The 17,759-nt window shown below is 44.0% G+C and carries 16 protein-coding genes and 2 pseudogenes; 9 read left to right on the forward strand and 9 right to left on the reverse strand.

The features are described from left to right. The first annotated feature begins 16 nt into the window (after positions 1 to 16). Both flgN and P4S59_RS23770 read left to right on the forward strand, forming a co-directional pair. Positions 17 to 454, forward strand: coding sequence for a flagellar export chaperone FlgN (gene flgN, locus P4S59_RS23765; protein ID WP_006741304.1), 438 nt, complete (start codon positions 17 to 19; stop codon positions 452 to 454). Further along, the gene (locus P4S59_RS23770; RefSeq protein WP_337169176.1) at positions 435 to 1,181 is read left to right on the forward strand and encodes a lytic transglycosylase domain-containing protein; all 747 of its coding nucleotides are present in this window, start codon (positions 435 to 437) and stop codon (positions 1,179 to 1,181) included. The genes flgN and P4S59_RS23770 overlap by 20 nt, the downstream gene beginning before the upstream one ends. A gap of 434 nt (positions 1,182 to 1,615) precedes the next feature. On the opposite strand, the gene P4S59_RS23775 is transcribed toward P4S59_RS23770, so the two are convergent. Next, positions 1,616 to 2,134, reverse strand: coding sequence for an NUDIX hydrolase (locus tag P4S59_RS23775; protein ID WP_005395311.1), 519 nt, complete (start codon positions 2,132 to 2,134; stop codon positions 1,616 to 1,618). Positions 2,135 to 2,412: 278 nt separating this feature from the next. On the opposite strand from P4S59_RS23775, the gene P4S59_RS23780 reads away from it, so the two are divergent. Next, positions 2,413 to 2,679, forward strand: a complete 267-nt coding sequence (locus tag P4S59_RS23780) for a putative hemolysin (RefSeq protein WP_005395313.1) — start codon at positions 2,413 to 2,415, stop codon at positions 2,677 to 2,679. Between the two features lie 249 nt (positions 2,680 to 2,928). Further along, the gene (locus tag P4S59_RS23785; protein ID WP_048624711.1) at positions 2,929 to 3,585 is read left to right on the forward strand and encodes a hypothetical protein; all 657 of its coding nucleotides are present in this window, start codon (positions 2,929 to 2,931) and stop codon (positions 3,583 to 3,585) included. Here P4S59_RS23785 and P4S59_RS23790 read toward each other — a convergent pair. Further along, positions 3,575 to 4,417 carry a YdcF family protein gene (locus P4S59_RS23790; RefSeq protein ID WP_337169177.1) on the reverse strand — a complete coding sequence of 281 codons (843 nt, stop codon included), beginning with the start codon at positions 4,415 to 4,417 and terminating at the stop codon, positions 3,575 to 3,577. The genes P4S59_RS23785 and P4S59_RS23790 overlap by 11 nt on opposite strands. A 131-nt stretch (positions 4,418 to 4,548) precedes the next feature. Between P4S59_RS23790 and P4S59_RS23795 the strand changes: the two genes are divergently transcribed. Both P4S59_RS23795 and P4S59_RS23800 read left to right on the forward strand, forming a co-directional pair. Continuing rightward, complete coding sequence (locus tag P4S59_RS23795; protein WP_005395319.1) at positions 4,549 to 5,919, forward strand: L-serine ammonia-lyase; 1,371 nt, start codon at positions 4,549 to 4,551, stop codon at positions 5,917 to 5,919. A 333-nt stretch (positions 5,920 to 6,252) separates the two neighbouring features. After that, positions 6,253 to 7,749 carry a peptide MFS transporter gene (locus P4S59_RS23800; RefSeq protein WP_337169178.1) on the forward strand — a complete coding sequence of 499 codons (1,497 nt, stop codon included), beginning with the start codon at positions 6,253 to 6,255 and terminating at the stop codon, positions 7,747 to 7,749. 77 nt (positions 7,750 to 7,826) lie between these two features. On the opposite strand, the gene P4S59_RS23805 is transcribed toward P4S59_RS23800, so the two are convergent. Further along, positions 7,827 to 8,063 (reverse strand): hypothetical protein, encoded by a 237-nt coding sequence (locus tag P4S59_RS23805; protein WP_005395322.1) that lies wholly within the window; start codon positions 8,061 to 8,063, stop codon positions 7,827 to 7,829. Between the two features lie 256 nt (positions 8,064 to 8,319). On the opposite strand from P4S59_RS23805, the gene P4S59_RS23810 reads away from it, so the two are divergent. Continuing rightward, the gene (locus P4S59_RS23810) at positions 8,320 to 9,195 is read left to right on the forward strand and encodes a LysR family transcriptional regulator (RefSeq protein ID WP_337169179.1); all 876 of its coding nucleotides are present in this window, start codon (positions 8,320 to 8,322) and stop codon (positions 9,193 to 9,195) included. Here the strand turns inward: P4S59_RS23810 and P4S59_RS23815 are convergent. The 6 genes and pseudogenes from P4S59_RS23815 to P4S59_RS23840 form a co-directional block, all read right to left on the reverse strand. Then, the gene (locus tag P4S59_RS23815) at positions 9,192 to 9,965 is read right to left on the reverse strand and encodes a phosphotransferase enzyme family protein (protein ID WP_337169180.1); all 774 of its coding nucleotides are present in this window, start codon (positions 9,963 to 9,965) and stop codon (positions 9,192 to 9,194) included. The two genes, P4S59_RS23810 and P4S59_RS23815, sit on opposite strands and share 4 nt — an antisense overlap. 160 nt (positions 9,966 to 10,125) lie before the next feature. Beyond that, positions 10,126 to 10,995, reverse strand: a pseudogene (locus P4S59_RS23820) (LysR substrate-binding domain-containing protein). Between the two features lie 136 nt (positions 10,996 to 11,131). Continuing rightward, positions 11,132 to 12,112 (reverse strand): OmpA family protein, encoded by a 981-nt coding sequence (locus P4S59_RS23825; protein WP_005395330.1) that lies wholly within the window; start codon positions 12,110 to 12,112, stop codon positions 11,132 to 11,134. Positions 12,113 to 12,569: 457 nt separating this feature from the next. After that, positions 12,570 to 13,694, reverse strand: a complete 1,125-nt coding sequence (locus tag P4S59_RS23830) for a M14 family metallopeptidase (RefSeq protein WP_046873853.1) — start codon at positions 13,692 to 13,694, stop codon at positions 12,570 to 12,572. A 113-nt stretch (positions 13,695 to 13,807) separates the two neighbouring features. Next, a pseudogene (locus tag P4S59_RS23835) lies at positions 13,808 to 15,207 on the reverse strand (FAD-dependent oxidoreductase). Between the two features lie 215 nt (positions 15,208 to 15,422). Beyond that, positions 15,423 to 15,782 (reverse strand): DUF3316 domain-containing protein, encoded by a 360-nt coding sequence (locus P4S59_RS23840; RefSeq protein WP_005395335.1) that lies wholly within the window; start codon positions 15,780 to 15,782, stop codon positions 15,423 to 15,425. Positions 15,783 to 16,206: 424 nt separating this feature from the next. On the opposite strand from P4S59_RS23840, the gene P4S59_RS23845 reads away from it, so the two are divergent. Beyond that, on the forward strand, positions 16,207 to 17,115 hold the full coding sequence (locus tag P4S59_RS23845) for a VirK/YbjX family protein (RefSeq protein ID WP_046873855.1): 909 nt from the start codon (positions 16,207 to 16,209) through the stop codon (positions 17,113 to 17,115). Between the two features lie 51 nt (positions 17,116 to 17,166). Further along, positions 17,167 to 17,718 (forward strand): porin family protein, encoded by a 552-nt coding sequence (locus tag P4S59_RS23850; protein ID WP_047008000.1) that lies wholly within the window; start codon positions 17,167 to 17,169, stop codon positions 17,716 to 17,718. Positions 17,719 to 17,759: the final 41 nt, after the last annotated feature.

Raw genomic sequence — 17,759 nt, forward strand, 5'->3', positions numbered from 1 at the left:
AAACTAGGAAGAGATCATGGCAAGCGCAGTATCGCAGCGAATTCAACAATTTATTCGCTCAATACCTGAGGATATCAAGCTCTATCAACAACTTATCCCTTTGCTTCAACAGCAAAAAACGTTGTACTTAAAGTTTGATGGTGAGGCACTGAGCAACAATGTTCAGAAACAAATGCCAATACTCAATAAACTTAGCCGCTCAGCCAGTGATAGAAGCCAGTGTATGCGAGAGCTGGGGTTAGCGTGTAATGACGCCAGCGTAAAACGAATTTTCAATGCTTTGCCTGCCCAAATAGGTATGCAAGCTAGAAAACAATGGGCGCTATTGGAAACGTTGGTAAGTCAGTGCCAACAATACAATCAGAGCAATGGCCACAGCTCTGCGGCGTTCCATGAGTTGGTCAGTCAACTCAAACAACCTGTGCAACACACTTATGAAGATAAATCGTTCTAAACGATGTTCGTCTTGCCTACAGATTCAGTCGCCATCTCGGCTGAGTACTGTAGGCCTTTTTATTTTTATCGCCTTACTATCCTGCCTTTCAATCACCAGTCAGGCGAAACCAAGCTCAGCTGATATTCAAACGCAATATCAAGTTTTAGCCCCATACAAGCCACAAATTGCCAAACGTCTCGATTCATCCAGCCTGGTAATTCATCACATTTTCAAACAACTGCAAAGCCACTCTTTACCAAAGACTCTAGCCTTAGTGCCAATGTTGGAATCCTCTTACAACCCCAAAGCCGTTTCTCATGCCAACGCCGCCGGACTTTGGCAACTGATACCAGCAACAGCTCAACGATTCGGGTTGACTGTAGATACAAAACAAGACGATCGCTTTGATACAGAAGCAAGCACAGCTGCAGCACTCAAGTATCTGACGTTTTTATACAACAAATTCGATCAAAACATGGCGCTGACATTAGCGGCCTACAATGCAGGCGAAGGGCGTGTCGCACGCGCTATTCAGCGAGCAGGCAGTAACGACTTTCAGAAGCTCACACTACCTAAAGAGACTCGCCAATACGTTAGTCGATTCTTCGCGCTGGAAAAGTTGATAGATATCGGTCAGTTACAATCCTCATCATTTCAACCTTTACTCTTATTTGCTTCAGATGCTCCGATGGTTTCGCAACCGCTGATCGACTTTAGTCCACTACCTCCGTTGGTCAATTTGTGATAAAAATCACGACAAAATCCAATGTCAGAAAAACGTAAAATTACAAGATCGTGTTCGGCCAATTTGAAAACTCGTGATCTCTATGCAAACGTGTGCAAAAAAGTTGAGGTAAGGTATCTCAAAGATAAGAAAGAGTAGTGGTTTATTAAAAGGTACCCAAATTGCGCTTGCCAATTGGGTAGATATGCGTCACATTGCGTTTGCAAAAAACATGAAAACCAATGGTTGGACCTAATAATTATTTACACACTAAATGTAAAACAGCTATTGTTTTCATAGTTCGAAACAAATTTAAAATATCAAGATGACGCTTCGCTTGCGCGTCTGGAATAAGTCCGGGTTCCGGGGGAGTCCGGACTTTTTTTATCGATTTAAAAGCTGACCTATTAACAGAACAACGAGTAGGTAAGTCACTATGAGGCAAGCTAAGTTATTTATAGTAATTCTTTAGAAATCAACTGAAGCAAAAACGTTTCGCGCTCGATGCTCATGCCTTTTTTCGGGCTTTCTGCCATGGTCTTTTCATTGTGCGCTATCGCTTCGTGAATGTTCATCCATACTGGACGCATTCCATTTTTAACTTCATAGTCTTCATAAGCCGTTTCGCCTAACTCACGATCGATTTTACATGTATAGCAATACGACACCATGTGCATTACGTCAGCGTCGTCTTTGTACCAAGGACGAAATTCCTCAAAGATCCCGAAAGGCTTAATACCATGGATATTCTGCGCGCCGGTTTCTTCTTCTAGTTCACGAACTAGTCCAGCAATCACATCTTCACCATCATCAATACCACCACCAGGCAAAGTGTAGTCATGGTAACGCTCTGTATAGAGCAACAACACATCTTCACCATCTAGTACGATGGCGCGTGCCGCATTGCGCTGGAAAATAATTTTGTCGTCCAAGTGCTCAATGTCCGGATGAACGGTCGATTTTAAGTGTCTCATCGAAAATACCACTGTCATGTTTTGCGCGCATATTACCGAACTTCACGCTTTAAATCATCGTTGTCGGTCCAAATGCGTTCAAGACATTGGTTTGAACGCAACGGTTCTAACCTTCGTAACAATCCGCAACAAATAGAAGTGTGACGTGATAACCAGTAAAAGATGAGAATATCTAAATTCTTATACGTCCCTCTTACTTTTAACATCGATAAGACAATAATCTCTGAAAGTTGCCTATAATCAATACAATACTCGCCCACCCCATGCGGAGATAAAGAATGAAAAAGACAAATTTAATGATGGCTATGGCTGCAACGTTGGTACTGGCTGGTTGTTCAACTTACGAAGGTGCCACTCGCTCGACTGAGTATACCTCCGTCGCAAATCCTGCAGCCGTTTACTGTGTTCAGCAAGGTGGTGAGTTGGATACCGTTTCGGAAAATGGCGAACGTGTGACTTACTGCGTGCTGTCTGACGATAATCGTGTCGAGCAATGGGAATACTATCGCGACAATCATAAAGAAAGTGAGAGTGGCGACTACTAAAATTTTTTGTCGACACGCCAGATTCCCTCTATCACTTAGGAGCCTTTAGGCTCCTTTTTTATTTGATTTATCAAAACTTTCTCACTTCATTTTTACATACCTCTGACTTTACCGCATATCGACACTATATCGAACAGTGTTCTATTCTTGACATTCCTCTGACATAACTTTCCACTTGGACAATAAAATCCCAAACACAGATCACACTAATTCACATTTCTTCCACATTTTCTGGAACAGGTGAGCAAGATGAAAACACAAATAGTAAAAGAAGCCGAGTCAGCCCCAAGCAACGTTGTTACTGAAGAGTCAAAGCGCATCATTTATAAATCGAGTTTAAGCGCATTGATGATTGTCGCTATCAGTATTCTCGTTAACCTCAGTCTTCGCCTTGATTATGTCGTGTTGGGTTCAAGCCTTGGTGAGCTTTCCATAACAGAAACACTCCAGCTTGTGATGCTCGCGATTGCGTCATGGTCATTTTTCAGCCTATCTAAACAACAGCCTCAGCTAAAGCATGCGGCCATTTTGATTGCCGGCTTTTTCGCGGTGCTCATTATTCGTGAAACAGACTATTGGACAGACATGATTCGTCATGGTTCTTGGGTTTTCCCTGCGCTCGCTGTAACCGCACTGGCTTGCGCCAAAGCTTACCAAGGTGGTAAAGGTACCATGAACGAAATGGCGACCATCTTAACGGTGCCCCACATGAAACTGTTAATTGGTGCCGTGATGCTATTGTTGGTCTTCTCTCGCTTATATGGCATGGGCAGTTTTTGGCAACAAGTGATGGACGAGAACTACATCCGTGATGTTAAAAATATTTCGGAAGAAGGCATGGAACTCCTTTGCTACTGTTTGATCGCATTGAGCGCAGTCCGCACAAAACGCGAACTTAATGAATAGACTCAGGATCCAAGCGGCGGTTCAATGCAGTTAATATCGGATGAACGATCCTTAACGCTTGTTCCGCAGCTCCTACAGATTCATCCAAGGCCGTCATTTCGATGGCCTTTTTCATGTCTTCAATCTGTTGCAAACTATCTTTATCGAGTGGTAAAGCGAGCAATTGCTGAATGGCATGTCTCGCGATCATAAGCGGCTTCTTTCGGACAACCGATAAGTCTCGTAAAAATGCTCCCTGCTTGACCCCTTCTAAATAAACTCGGTAAGTCGTGAGTTCATCCAGTAATAAAAATGCCGCCGCCACAGGCCCTTTATGTGGGTATGGTACGCTGATATGTTTGTTGATATCCAATGGTAAGTTGAGAGTAACGCCCATGGAGGCGCACTCAGATTTTAGTACTCGTAATAATCCCTGCTCATCCATCAAGGTTTGGATTTCTATGATTCGCTCAAGGTGGTAGTCATTCGACAACAAGGTGACCTCAACCGAACGCGCTGACCATAACTGGAACAAACCACTATCACACAAAACGCGAGAAGCGTAACGCATGTTCTGAAACGTATTCAAAGATCGATTTTCTAAAAGTACTTGATGTTCAGGGAACGGATGCACAGCGGCCGCATTTAGAGATTTAAAATAACTGTACATTGCATCTGCTTCAGAAATGCGTTGACCTTGCGTTAATCCACCACAAAAAATAATCGCCGTTCGCTCTGTCGGCAATGACGCAATCACATTAGATAACGCTTCGACTCTTGTTACCCCCTCAACGGTCAATCTGCTATTGACGAGGCGTTTACCTAAAACGATGACCACATTGTCTAACTTCATTTCAAAATCTCGCGCTTAGTTGGCAGTGTTACAAAAATCTTCTTTCACTCCCGGCCTACAGGCTTTAACATCTAGTTAACAACACTGTTCTAGAGACCTTTATAAAGGTTCACTGCTAAAGGAAGTCAATTATGCTGTCGATTTTCGATATATTTAAGATTGGTGTCGGGCCTTCTAGCTCCCACACTAATGGTCCTATGCTTGCCGGATTCCATTTCACTCAACTAGTTAGCGACTCTATGGCGAAAGTGCATCGGGTGCAAGTGGACCTTTATGGCTCATTATCGCTCACTGGTAGAGGGCACCACACAGACCGAGCCACTGTCCTTGGTTTGATGGGAAATAAACCCGATACCATTAAAATGAGTAGCGCTAAAAGTGCGCTACAAAATACTATAGACAACAACACGCTGCTACTCGCTGGTACGCACCAGATTGAGTTTAGCTACGACCATGACATCGTCTTTCATAGTGACAACCTTCCCCTGCATGAAAACGGAATGACGATTACCGCACTAGACGCTGCGGGAGACCAAGTGGCGTTTGAAATTTATTATTCCATCGGAGGCGGATTCATCGCCACCGCTGACGAACTAGAAAACGGCACGCAACAAGATGAAGTCGCGGTACCATTTCCTTTCACATCAGCGGATGAGATGCTGGAAAAAGCCGAGACTAACGGTTTTAGTTTGGGAGGTATGATTCTACAAAACGAACTGGCATTCCGCTCAGATGAAGAAATTAGCCAAAGAGCAGAACAAATTTGGAAAGTGATGTCGCTCTGCATGCAACGTGGTTTCGATACGGAAGGGATTTTAGAAGGTGGTCTCAATGTCACTCGTCGTGCACCAAACCTTTTGAAGAAGCTCGAAGCCAACGCTGCAGTTGAGAATGATCCAATGGAGATCATGGATTGGATTAACCTCTTTGCCTTTGCGGTTAGCGAAGAAAATGCAGCTGGCGGACAAGTCGTTACTTCTCCAACTAATGGCGCTGCGGGGGTGATTCCGGCGGTATTGATGTACTACCATCGCTTCATCAAAGAGCTTGATATTAAACAGCTGAAAGATTTTCTTGCAGTCGCTGGCGCTATCGGCATCTTATACAAAACTAACGCGTCAATTTCCGGCGCCGAAGTGGGTTGTCAGGGAGAGGTCGGGGTATCTTCATCCATGGCAGCCGCTGGTTTAACGGCACTCAGAGGCGGCAGTAACGAGCAGATTTGTATTGCTGCGGAAATTGCGATGGAGCATTCATTAGGAATGACTTGTGACCCGATCGGCGGCTTGGTTCAAGTGCCTTGCATTGAAAGAAATGCCATGGGCGCAATGAAAGCCATTAATGCCTCACGTATGGCATTAAAGCGCACGAGCAAATGCCTTATTTCATTAGATAAAGTTATCGAAACCATGTATCAAACTGGTAAAGATATGAACAAAAAATACCGTGAAACTTCCTTAGGTGGCTTGGCCGTCATTCATATGGCACCGCCATGCGAATAGTCAAATAAGCCCGCTATATCATTGCTGGCGATGCACTTCGTCAGCAATTTCCTTTCTCGCAAGACCTCTTTTTATTTGCCAGTAATCCTATAAAACCCCACCAGCCCCAATCAGTAACAAATACAACAAAATTAAACAAAAACAGAATTAAGCACTGCTTTATTCAAATTGATCTAGAACAACACATTAGCATTTAGCCACCTAAGCATTAGAAAATATAGTGCAGCATTTCCACGTTATGCGACAATTATTTCAATACTCAATCTTTCGTTTCATTACTATTTAATAGAAATAACAATACCTACCTTTCTCCGCTAATGTGAGTACAAAATTATGTGGAATAAACTCAATAAATCCATGATGTTCTGCCAAATGATGTTTGGCTTATCATTTTACGGTGTATTAGTAAGTCTAACTCGATTTTTTCTAGAGGATCTAAATTACAACGAAGCCGATACGATGATGATCGTTGGTGCTTTTTCGGCGATCGGGCCACTTTTCGCGATCGCGGGCGGCTTTATTGCAGATAAGTTTTTAGGAGCTTATCGCTCACTTTCTATCGCATATTTCGCTTTTGCATCCGGTTACGTATTACTCGTGTTGGGGGCTTCTGCTTCTAACGTTCCACTTTCAATGTGTGGTATTGCGCTCGCCAGTTATGGCCGCGGCCTGATGTCACCCTCTTACCCTAGCCTCTATAAACGAACGTTCAAATCACAAGAAGATTTTGAAAAAGGATACCCAATCAATTATTCAGTGAATAATGTTGGCGCCTTTTTAGGTCAATATTTGTTCCCAATGATTGCCCTTGTGATCGGCTTTAATGGCGGTTTTACCATCTCTGCTGTTATGGCAGCAGCAGCATTGATCATGCTATTGGTATTCCGCAAAGATCTTGTTGGCGTAGCCTCTGAGCTTGATCAAAAAACCGTAAGTTTAAAAAACTGGGTACTTTTTGCATTGATTTCATTGGCAATGATCGCGTTGGTATTTTTCATGTTTTCAAACATGGATATTGGCCAAAATATCGTATACGCCATCGGAGGGGCGGCGATCGCATACTTCATATCTCTGATGCTTAAAGCGAGCAAAGCTGAGTCTTTGAAAATGGGGACCATCTTAATTGTGACCTTGCTGACAACCTGTTTCTTTGTTTACTACGGACAAATGATGACCTCGATGAACATGGTTGCTATCAACACATTAAAAGGCTCTCTATTTGGTTTTATTCCGCTCGAACCAGAAGCAGCAATGGCAATGAACCCGCTTTGGTGTATGGTTGGTGGTCCTATCGTAGCTGGCTTTTTTGGGTTGCTGGAAAAGCGAGATATCTACCTCTCTACCGCGACAAAAATCGCCTTGGCATTTGTACTGACCGCAATAGCGTTTGGTATCTTGACGTTTGCCGTGACTACCGTGGGTGAAGATGTCGTGATCATGCCAGAAATCTTTCTCGCTATTCACTTCTTCCAGGCGATTGCAGAAGTCATCGTGGGTTCGATGGTCGTAGCGTTTATTCTTTCCGTCGCGCCGAAGCACATCGAAAACTTCTCTGTGAGCCTATTTTCTGTGGCAATCGCATTAAGCGGTATTATTGGTGCTGCATTCTCAACCTCTATCGCGTTAGAGAAAGGACAGACCATCACACAAGACATTGTACAAAACTTATATGGTGATTATTTCCAATTACTCACTGTCCTTGCTGTCGTGATGGTCGCTATCGCAATGGCAGCGTCACTCATTATTCGCAAGATGCTTGATGCGGCGAAAGAAAGCGATCCTCAAGCGCAACCAGTCGAGATCGAAGCTGGGGTTGAAGTTCAAAGCTGAGTTTGATGATTTACCTATCTCAAAATATAAAAAATGCCGCGATATTCGCGGCATTTTCTTAACAACAACATGTTCGATTAATCACGTCGACCACGAAGTTCAATTTTTTGTGTAGCAGCATCCGTTTGGATGATTACCCCGCCATAAGCCGTTTCATTTCGACCTTTCAGCGTCAGTTGAGAATCTGCGCGCTCGACGTCGACCTGATTTTTCGTAGCCATCGTCATATCAATCGTGCCCGTGTATGACCCATCGCCAGCTAATGCTATGTTTGTTGAGCAAACCATCAAACCAAGTGCGATTAATTTTTTCATACGTCACCTCTGTTTTTGTTATTACTTTCTTTCGATGAAAAAACTGTAACAACAGAAACATGTTCATACGAGGAAAGTCATCATTTACCAAATGGAAATCCAAACCACTAAATTGATATGACCAAGCCTATTTGCTGTCCACCGTCGCCTTCAATAAACCATAAGATACGACAGCATGCTTAAATTGACCGAACGTTGTCTTTTATTCAGAAATTCAGAGATATGATTTCTCGGCAGAAGATAAATGAGACGATGTATGAGCATTAATCTGGACATTCAAAACATATTGGTACTAAAGCGGATGTATGAGTTACGTAGCGTCCGATTGGTGGCAGATTCACTCGGAAAGACATCAGGATCAATCAGCAAAAACCTGACAAAAATGAAAGCGCAGCTCGATGATCCTTTGTTCATTCAGACTAAAAATGGCTTTGAACCGACCGCTTTTGTCGAAGCGAACATGCCACATTTTGAACAAATCCTCACCAGTATTGATTCCATCAAACCACAGAGTTTTTCACCCGCTCATTTTGACGGCTCGATCACTATTTATGCGAACACATTGTTTTGGGATTACTTTGGTGACAAGTTTTACTTAGAATTACTAAAACACGCCCCAAAAGCAAAGTTCGCTTGTTTACGTTGGGGGAGCGACGCGAAAAAGCGATTAACTGAGGGTGAAAACGCTATTGCGATTCATTATTTTGATGAGGATCTTCCGCAGTCAATTATTCAAAACGAACTAGGTCGAGGAAAAGCAGTATTTTTTGTTCGAGATGAGCATCCCGCTCAACATTTCCAAGAGCTAGAAAACTACCCCTTTTTACTTTTCAAAACGCCGGGATGGAACGACTACCGATACCCGTTGTTGGAAAGGCTCAATCATATGGGGTTCAGAACCACACCTAAGGTAGAAATTGAACATCCTGCGATGATTCAAAAAGTGCTCCTACAAACGGATCATTTTGGTATAACCATGAGTGGACATGTACCTAAGGGCTGCCGAAGTATCGCGCTTCCTGGCGGGTTAGAGCTTGATGTTCGCTACGTGATGAGCTGTCGTCGCTCACAACAGCAAGCCCCGATAAACCAGTGGTTATTCAATGTCATTAAAGATATCACCCAGCCCTAACCTAAAAGTCCTAGGGTGATGACTTGTCTATGTTTTCTTAGGTACTCGATATCGTTGAGGTAAGCGGTATGATGGCAATCTTCTAGGTTCGCTTGAAACCTATCATCACCTTGAGCTGCGACCCCTCTCATATAATCAACTAACGCGGAGAGTCGATGTGTCATCACCTCCACCAGCTCTTCCCGTTCCAATCTCGAACACCCATAAGCGTCACAGAAGAGTTTTGCACGCTGAATTTGTTGCTCCAAACAGCTCATTTTATCGTGCTCATCGGTTTTAAATGGTGCCCAACCATAGACCGAAAAAGCGACATCCCAAACTCTTGGCGCCGGATGCGCCGTATCAAAATCAAACACACCAACGACAAACTCTCCACGGAGTGCCACGTTATATGGCATGAAATCACCATGACAAATCACCTCTTGTGGTGTTCGTGGTGGCAGCATCCAGTGCAGCGTTTCATTTTGATATTGCTTAAGGAAACCCTCAGATGCATCGTGCATATCGCGTAACATTTTTGCCGCAGATTGGAGCGCGGAAACAGAAGCAATGTTGCCAATCAATGGATAGTTGTAAGTCTCTCCTTCGACATAGCTAACCCACTCTTTTCCTTTTTCAATACCAACCGCTTTAGGGCATGCCGTAAAGCCTCGTGAATGAAGATAGGTAAGTAGCTGATGGATAGTCATCGTCCAATAACTGGCAGGACGAGATATCAAATTCCCTTTTCGATAGATGGCATTTTCTCTACCGCCTTGCATTGTTTCCATAACAGTATCCTGTGTGGATTAAGTGCGCATCAGATAACGTAAAGCTAGATCATCATACACTCAAAGCTTTTAGAGAAGGTTGACTGACCCTATAAGAAACCGCGCATTTTGTTAGGTAAATCGCAAGAATAAGTACCGCTGTAAAATAGACCGTAAAACATCAAAGGCTTTGTATTAACCATTGGGCAAAGGTGTTTACGTGTGACTTTTCTGATGCTCTAACCATCATATAGTGTGCGCCGGAGCTGGGCATACGCCAATCTCCGATTTGTACTAATATCCCTTGTTGCAACTCATCCTCAACAAGAAAGTCTCTCACCAGCAAGACACCAAGTTGATTGGTTGCAGCTTGAATAGCAAGCAGTGAATGTTCAAATTCGGCTATAACTTTGCTCACCTTGCCTTGATAACCTTGGTACGCAAACCACACCGGCCAAGATTCATGATAACCGCCGGTGCAGATTTTAGGTGTTTGAGACAACTTCGTGAGGTCATCAATCGGATTTAACTGAATAAAGCCGGGGCTTGCTACAACGATCCAGTTTTCTTGGGTAAGCTGAATAGCTTGTTGCTCTTGCCAACCGCCATCTCCGTTAATAATTTCTATATCTGCGATCGCACTGGCGTTTGGAACCGTATTCGCGGTTGTCGAGATCTTAAAGGAAACATCTGGAAATTGACGCTGAAAATCGGCCAGCCTTGGCATTAGCCATTGCGAGCAAAAACTGTGGGCGACATGTAAGGTAATTTGCTTGTTCTGTGGGCGAGTAAATAAATGATGGGTCGAGGTTGATAAGGTTTGAAGCACATGGTTAACCACAGGCCAGTATTCTTTTGCTGAGCTGGTCAGCGTAAGGCGCGTACCCTTGCGCTCGAATAATGTTGCATTTAACTGCAGTTCTAGCGATTTCACCTGCTGACTGACGGCCGCACGGGTCACATTTAGCTCCTCTGCGGCTTTAGTGAAGCTCTGTAATCGCGCCGTGGCTTCAAACGCTCAGAGCAAATTAAGCGGCGGTAAACTTTGCATAACACTCTCCCAAATACTCAGTAGCCATGGTATGAACTGGTGATGACAAATTGATGAAAGTGCTGAGTTTGTTAAGCGGGATCAAAAAAGCCAGCGTGATACACGCTGGCTTTTGGAACTGTCTCTTAAGCAGGAATTATTCTGCTTTCTCAGTGGTTTGGTATTCAAACGCAGGGACAACTACTTCAACACGACGGTTCATTTGACGACCTTGACGTGTTTCGTTGCTTGCTACTGGGTTAGCTTCACCCATGCCTTTCACTGTCATACGCTCAGCCGCAATACCTTTTGCTTGGAACTCGTCAGCAACGGCTTTAGCGCGTTTTTCTGTAAGTTGCTGGTTGTACGCAGCAGAACCCGTCGTATCACTGTAACCCGTGATCTCAACTTGAGCTTGTGGGTAAGTGTTCATCAGATCAACGGTACCAGAAAGGGTCGATGCATCTTTCACTTCTGCACTTTCTAGGTCGAATTGTACTGTCGCTGTTGTTTGAGCAGGGTAAACATGCTCAACAATACGTGTTGCAGGGCGTGTTTCTACTACTTCCTCAACCACTTCTTCTTGAACTACTGGCTCAGAGCCGAACTTGTAGTTAAAACCAATACCGAAGAAATCTGAATCCATATCTTCAATCACGTCATCAGACATATCTTGGTAACGTTGGTATTCAGCACGTAGGCTCCAGTTGTAGTTGATTTTGTACTCAGCACCTAGAGAGCCTGTTGGTACGAAATCTTTTTCGTCACCCGCCATCATGTATGCAGCACCAACTTTCGCGAATAGATTCCAAGAATCCGTTAGCGGTAGGTTGAATTTAGGAGCAAGAGTCAACGCCCAAAGATCACCGTCAACGGTGTTTAGGCCCGGCTTTTTGAAGTTTGCAGTGAAGTCACCAAGGTAATCAACACCGTACTCTGCTGCAACGTACTCGTTGAAGCTGTAGCCCAGGTGCATAGATGCTGCAAAACTGTCGTCGTCACAAGGTTCGTTTAGGTAACACGCATCATTTAGAGAGTTGTAACCTACTTTACCGCCCATGTAAGTGTCAGCAAGTGCAACGTTTGAGATCACACCACCAGCAAGTACAGTAGCCACTGCTATAGCGATTTTTTTCATTATTCTTTTCCTTTTTCTTGTACACAAAGCAACACATCGAGGCAGCATACTGCCGTAAAATATGAAGCCGTAACTTTCTCTTTTCTTCGAACAGAAATAGCTAAATAGCGTAGGAAAGAATCAAAAAATGATATTCAAACGCCAATGACGTAAAACGGAGAAAGATAACCTCAAGACCATCTATTCATGAGCTTCATCCGCATACCCAACCGAGAAATAAAGTCTCGTTGCGTTGGTTTAGCCATAGTCAATTCGTTGCGGAGAATATCACAAAATAGCCAGTTTTCTGTGACGCAAATCACCATAAAAACCCATTTTCTCAAATTTAAGAATCGACATTTAAGCCTGTGAATGGCAACAAATTTTTACAGGAGAGAATAGATATCGAAGGCATAAAAAAACAGCTCATTTAAAATGAGCTGTTTTCGAAATAATGAACAGACGTGAACTTATCGAACTAGATTTTATCCGCCACGGTAAGCGTTGCAGCTAAGACATCTTGCCCAAATAATACACTGCGTTCTGGTGACCAACCATAAAGCGGATCTGGGTGATTGTTGTTGTCTTTAAATGGCATCTCGATCGTGTACGACAGGCATTTGAACTGCTCCGCGACCCAGTTTGAGCCTACCGTCAAATTCGCTTTACCCGGCTCATCTTTATCATAACCAATCTCATCTTGGAACTCAGGTGTAATAGTCAGTAACGCTTGCTTAAATGATGCCTCTAAAGTGGCAAGATTTTCATCGTAAGAAGGAATACCTTCTGAGCCAGCGACGAAGTTGTAAGGAATTGCTTCATCACCATGGATATCTAAAAACATGTCAACACCCGTTTCCAGCATACGTTGACGCACAAGGTAGACTTCTGGACTTTTCTCCATAGACGGAGTTTGCCATTCACGGTTCAAGTTCACGCCTACCGCGTTCGTACGTAAGTGACCACGAATACCACCGTCTGGGTTCATGTTTGGTACCACGTAAAGCACTGCTTTTTCCAGTAATGCACGCGCAACCGTGTCATTTTCGTCCAGTAGACGTTGGATCATACCTTCCATGAACCATTCAGCCATGGTTTCACCCGGATGTTGGCGTGCAATCATCCAGATTTTCTTTTTGCCTTCTTCTGGCTCACCAAACGTTAGCAAGCTCATGTCATTGCCGTCTAATGTGTGGCCTAGTGTTTCTAGTTGGCAGTGGTGCGCGCTTTGTGCCATGTGTAACAGATCTAAATGACGATCGTATGTGTAAGGCGCAAAGTACGCGAAGTAAATTGAGCTACGCTCAGGGATAACAGTGAAAGTCAGCGTGTCACCATCGAACTCTGCTGGTATACGGAACCATTCTTCACGGTCGTAAGACGCTACGACATCATAACCTTGCCACCCTTCTGGATAAGCCGACTTAGCCAAATCAAGCAGTTTGATCGTGTGCGACTGCTCGGCTTCGGTTTCTAGACGGAAATGGAACCACTGGTAGAATTCCGACATATTGTCATTAGGGATTTTAAGTTGGATGTCATTTTTGTCGTCCGCTTTCACTACGTGAATGCTGCCGCTATCGAAGTTGCTGAATACTTTCATTATATTACTCACCTTTTAAATCTGAGCTTGAAAGACAGAGGCTAACACAAGGGTACATTGCCCCCCAATGACTTTCACTGCAAACTGTCTCGTTTGTGGCTAAAGTTTTCAGTTTAGTCGAGCTTATCCGCTTTGCCTGCTGGTCCTGCGAGTTTCGCTAGCCATTTATCCCAAACAAACGGATGTTTCTCATTATCTTCCGCTTCCTCTTTTCGGCGAACAGCATTTCGTACCATCATTGCTCCCAGCCAACGTATTGGTTCTGATGGAAAATACCCAAGCGGTCCTTGCGCTAAACCACTTCGCGTCCACTCGTTATCTAGCCCTAACACCAACGACGATAAAATTTTTCCACCCATTCGAGTTTGGGCAACGCCGTTACCTGAATAACCAAACCCGTAAAAGACATTGCTTTGCTTATCCAATTGGCCAAAAAAGGAAACCCAGTTGCGGAACGATCCGAACCGCCAGTCCAAGAGTACTCAAATTCAGCCCCTTTTAAGCGAGGAAAAAGGTTGTCGAATGATTTTTTTAGTAGAGTTTGATAACGCGTCGGCTTGTTAAACATCGCGTCAACTTGGTTGTTGAAAGAGAACTGATTACCGCCTTTGCCTAGCATCAAACGGCCATCTGGCGTATCTCGGTAATAATGTACGAAGATGCGTGAGTCCAACACACTCGAACCCGCTTGCCAGCCAGATTGAGACAAAGTATCACCAAGCGGCTTGGTGATCACCATGTCGGAAGAGACCACCACGATACTGTTTTTGAACTGTTTAAACTGCTCCACCATCCATGCATTTAATGCCAACACCACCTGCTGCGCTTGAATGTTTCCTTTAGGTGTACAGACGGTGGCAGGTTTTCCATAATCTAGACGCGTCATTGGCGTGTTCTCATAAACTTCTACACCCAGATCAATAGCAATACGGCGTAACCCTCGCGCAAGTAAGGCGGGTTGTACGTTAGCAGCAACCGGAGAGTGGTAGCCTTCAATATGGCGAGGTGAACCCGCATTAGCACACAGTTCCTCCACCGAGCAACGACGCCAACTGTTCACATCTAGCCGTTGTAACTCGTCGACAACTGGTTGCATTCCTCCAGCTTGCGCTCGGTTTGTCGCCGTATAATAAACACCGTTGAGTGATAGCTGTGCATCAATCCCATGTTGCTTGCAAAATGCGTCAATCTCCAACACCACTTGTTCCGACTCTTTTACCAACCAAACAGCATGTTCTTCACCGAATAACCGTTTTAACGTCGGGAACTTGGTAGACCATGTCAGTATACAGCCGCCATTCGCGCCAGATGCCCCACTGCCACACAAGCCCTTTTCGATAACAACCACCTGTTTTTCAGGAGATTGCTGCTTAATCATAATCGCTGTCCAAAGTCCGGTGTAGCCACCACCGACAATAGCAACATCGGTATCAATATTTTGATGTAATGGTTGCGGCGTTTCTGGCTGTTCAGCTTCAATGGCCTGTTTGAACCAGTATGAACTGTGTGTCATCGGATATCCTTGTTAGTGCGTTGCATCGTTTCTGTAAACACTTTACAAACGATGAGCACAATCAACGAGCAAGAATATCTAACGCTGAGCGATAGCAAATGTTGCGCTGAGAGAGTGGAAGTTTCCGCTATCAATGAATACAAAAATGGGGAGCAGCGCTCCCAAAACAAACAGCAAGGATATAAATTATCGGAAAATCGAGACCGTCTTACTGGTTAGTATTTACCGGTTTCACGCATGCGGTACTCGTATTGAACATTGAGAATAGGCTGGTATACAACTTGCCCGTCACTTTGCAAGAACTCATTCACCATGACTTTTGAGTCAGTGATAGAAAACGACTGGCGATCAACATACTCTGTAAGGCTTGTAAACTCGTCACGAAGCTGACCTGGTGATTTGCTTTGATAGTTCTGAATCATGTCACGACCCATTTCATAAGCCGCTTGTTTGCTATCCATAACATCACCGTGGATCGTTTCGGTATCGTTTGTCCACTGATAGCCACCAGCAAAAACAACAGAAGGTGCAGCAGTCAGAGCAATCATACTTGCTAAAGTCATTAAGCGTTTCATAAACCTCTCCTTACTTACCTTTATACCGGGCCTAAATTGGCTCGATATTTATAAGGTACGTATAAAGACCAGAAACACGTCAAAATAATTTCAAATAACGTTCAATTCTTGTTCAACTCATTTCACTTTAACTTAGCAACACGGCATCATACTCTGCCAACACGAGCATTTTTCTACCTCGTAATCACAACGTTCAAAGTGGCTTCCAAACTGACATTTCCTTACCAACCCATACAATACCTAAGGTCAATTTTCTCTTAGAATCCCAACAAAAGAACAGTGTTCAAAACCTTATATAAACGTCGGGCACAGCAAAACCTCCCCTTTTAGTAGTGCTTTGCATTTCCCCCTTTTTCGGGTTCTTCGCTGCTCGTCCGTCGGTTCTTAATTGTGGCTGTTGAGCACACGTTAATCTGGAGTGAAAATGACCGCGAACAAATCCATTTTTTACCATAGCAAATCAATTTACTCAGATGATTATGCTGATGTCTATAAGCCAATTTGGACCTACAGAGCTAAGTTCATCTTGCGCGCACTTTACTACAAACGAGCGTTTAAGCACCTGTCAGATAATATTGAATCGTCATTGCTAGAGATGCTTTGTGCACGTACGCACCGATTTTTAGAAAAACCGTTTCGTCCCTACATCATCAAAAATAACTCAGCGTTCGATCGTTCAAACCTAGTGGTTGATCACTACAAAACCATTTCAGAGCTGTTTTCTAAACAGACCATTGAAGAGATCTATACCGATTCGACTGGCTTAACATTAACATCATTTGAAATCGACGAGACATTGTACTCTGTGCGATTGGTGTACGAAGCGCGTTACCAAAAAGAAGGCGACATGAGCCTAGTGCTACACAGCGCGGAGGATGGCAACTTCTATACACTCTCATTTACTCTCGGCCACATAGAATCTGGACGCAGCATTATGATTGGCGGCTTGCAAGGGCCACGCAGCAGTGAAGAGAACAACGCGAAAATTAAAAAGTTAACCCGTAAGCTTTACGGGCAAAGACCAAAAAGCTTGATGGTGAGTTTGCTCACTTTACTCGCGCAAATTTGGGAAGTGAATACGATTCTAGCGGTAAAAACACAATCCCATACTTATGCTGCACGACGCTACAGTAAAGGACGAATCAAAACGGATTACGATGCACTCTGGCAAGAGTTGGGCGGCACCGAATACAACCGTCATTTCTACTCACTCGATGTGAATGCCCCACGTCGTGATATCGAAGGCATGTCGCGTTCTAAGCGTTCGATGTATCGACGTCGTTACGAATGGTTAGACAATACCAAAGCGGAGTTCATGACAAGGCTACGTTAACCCAACGCAGCACATGACGCTTTGTTTTTCATTTTATGATTCGGAGTTTTTATGTCTTACAAGTACGCCGTTGCATGCTTACTGTCCGCACTTTCCTTAACGGCTCATGCACAACCAACCCAACATGTTGTTGGTGCAAATTTAGGCTACGGCAATGTTAGTTACGATGTGAACAATAGCCATGATGAAGGTGACATGTTCCTTGGTGATGTATATTACCGTTACATGTTCGATCACAACTTTGGTATTGAAGCCGGCTATAAGGGCGCATTTAACGGCATTGGCTCCGTACTTATCAGTCCCTTAACAGAAATCACCGATGTCAGTTATGGCGGGCCTCGACTCAGCGGTTACGCAAGTTACCCTCTGGGAGCTGGCTTTGAGCTTTACGGGAAAGGCGGTATCACTTACTACACGTTAAGTTACACGCTTAAAAACAATGGTCAGAATAAAGAATATGACGAGTCTAGTCTTGGCGGAGAAGCCGCTGCTGGTGTCGCTTGGGCCTATAAACACTTTGGTTTGAACTTAGAGTACAACTACGCCAAGAATAGCGATTTTGATTCTGGCGGTGTGATGTTTGGTGCACAATTGCGATTTTAAAAATTTAGCTGTGCCAAGGCACCGAATCGACATCGGTGCCT

Source organism: Vibrio sp. M60_M70, from assembly GCF_037162085.1.
GTDB classification, from domain to species: Bacteria; Pseudomonadota; Gammaproteobacteria; order Enterobacterales; family Vibrionaceae; genus Vibrio; species Vibrio diabolicus.

What these genes read in the sequence shown, in the direction of transcription:
- P4S59_RS23825 (WP_005395330.1), bottom strand. Translation starts at nt 12,112, where the DNA reads ATGAAAAAAATCGCTATAGCAGTGGCTACTGTACTTGCTGGTGGTGTG.
- P4S59_RS23850 (WP_047008000.1), top strand. Translation starts at nt 17,167, where the DNA reads ATGTCTTACAAGTACGCCGTTGCATGCTTACTGTCCGCACTTTCCTTA.
- P4S59_RS23845 (WP_046873855.1), top strand. Translation starts at nt 16,207, where the DNA reads ATGACCGCGAACAAATCCATTTTTTACCATAGCAAATCAATTTACTCA.
- P4S59_RS23795 (WP_005395319.1), top strand. Translation starts at nt 4,549, where the DNA reads ATGCTGTCGATTTTCGATATATTTAAGATTGGTGTCGGGCCTTCTAGC.
- P4S59_RS23800 (WP_337169178.1), top strand. Translation starts at nt 6,253, where the DNA reads ATGTGGAATAAACTCAATAAATCCATGATGTTCTGCCAAATGATGTTT.
- P4S59_RS23840 (WP_005395335.1), bottom strand. Translation starts at nt 15,782, where the DNA reads ATGAAACGCTTAATGACTTTAGCAAGTATGATTGCTCTGACTGCTGCA.
- P4S59_RS23805 (WP_005395322.1), bottom strand. Translation starts at nt 8,063, where the DNA reads ATGAAAAAATTAATCGCACTTGGTTTGATGGTTTGCTCAACAAACATA.
- P4S59_RS23810 (WP_337169179.1), top strand. Translation starts at nt 8,320, where the DNA reads ATGAGCATTAATCTGGACATTCAAAACATATTGGTACTAAAGCGGATG.
- flgN (WP_006741304.1), top strand. Translation starts at nt 17, where the DNA reads ATGGCAAGCGCAGTATCGCAGCGAATTCAACAATTTATTCGCTCAATA.
- P4S59_RS23775 (WP_005395311.1), bottom strand. Translation starts at nt 2,134, where the DNA reads ATGAGACACTTAAAATCGACCGTTCATCCGGACATTGAGCACTTGGAC.
- P4S59_RS23790 (WP_337169177.1), bottom strand. Translation starts at nt 4,417, where the DNA reads ATGAAGTTAGACAATGTGGTCATCGTTTTAGGTAAACGCCTCGTCAAT.
- P4S59_RS23830 (WP_046873853.1), bottom strand. Translation starts at nt 13,694, where the DNA reads ATGAAAGTATTCAGCAACTTCGATAGCGGCAGCATTCACGTAGTGAAA.
- P4S59_RS23780 (WP_005395313.1), top strand. Translation starts at nt 2,413, where the DNA reads ATGAAAAAGACAAATTTAATGATGGCTATGGCTGCAACGTTGGTACTG.
- P4S59_RS23785 (WP_048624711.1), top strand. Translation starts at nt 2,929, where the DNA reads ATGAAAACACAAATAGTAAAAGAAGCCGAGTCAGCCCCAAGCAACGTT.
- P4S59_RS23770 (WP_337169176.1), top strand. Translation starts at nt 435, where the DNA reads ATGAAGATAAATCGTTCTAAACGATGTTCGTCTTGCCTACAGATTCAG.
- P4S59_RS23815 (WP_337169180.1), bottom strand. Translation starts at nt 9,965, where the DNA reads ATGGAAACAATGCAAGGCGGTAGAGAAAATGCCATCTATCGAAAAGGG.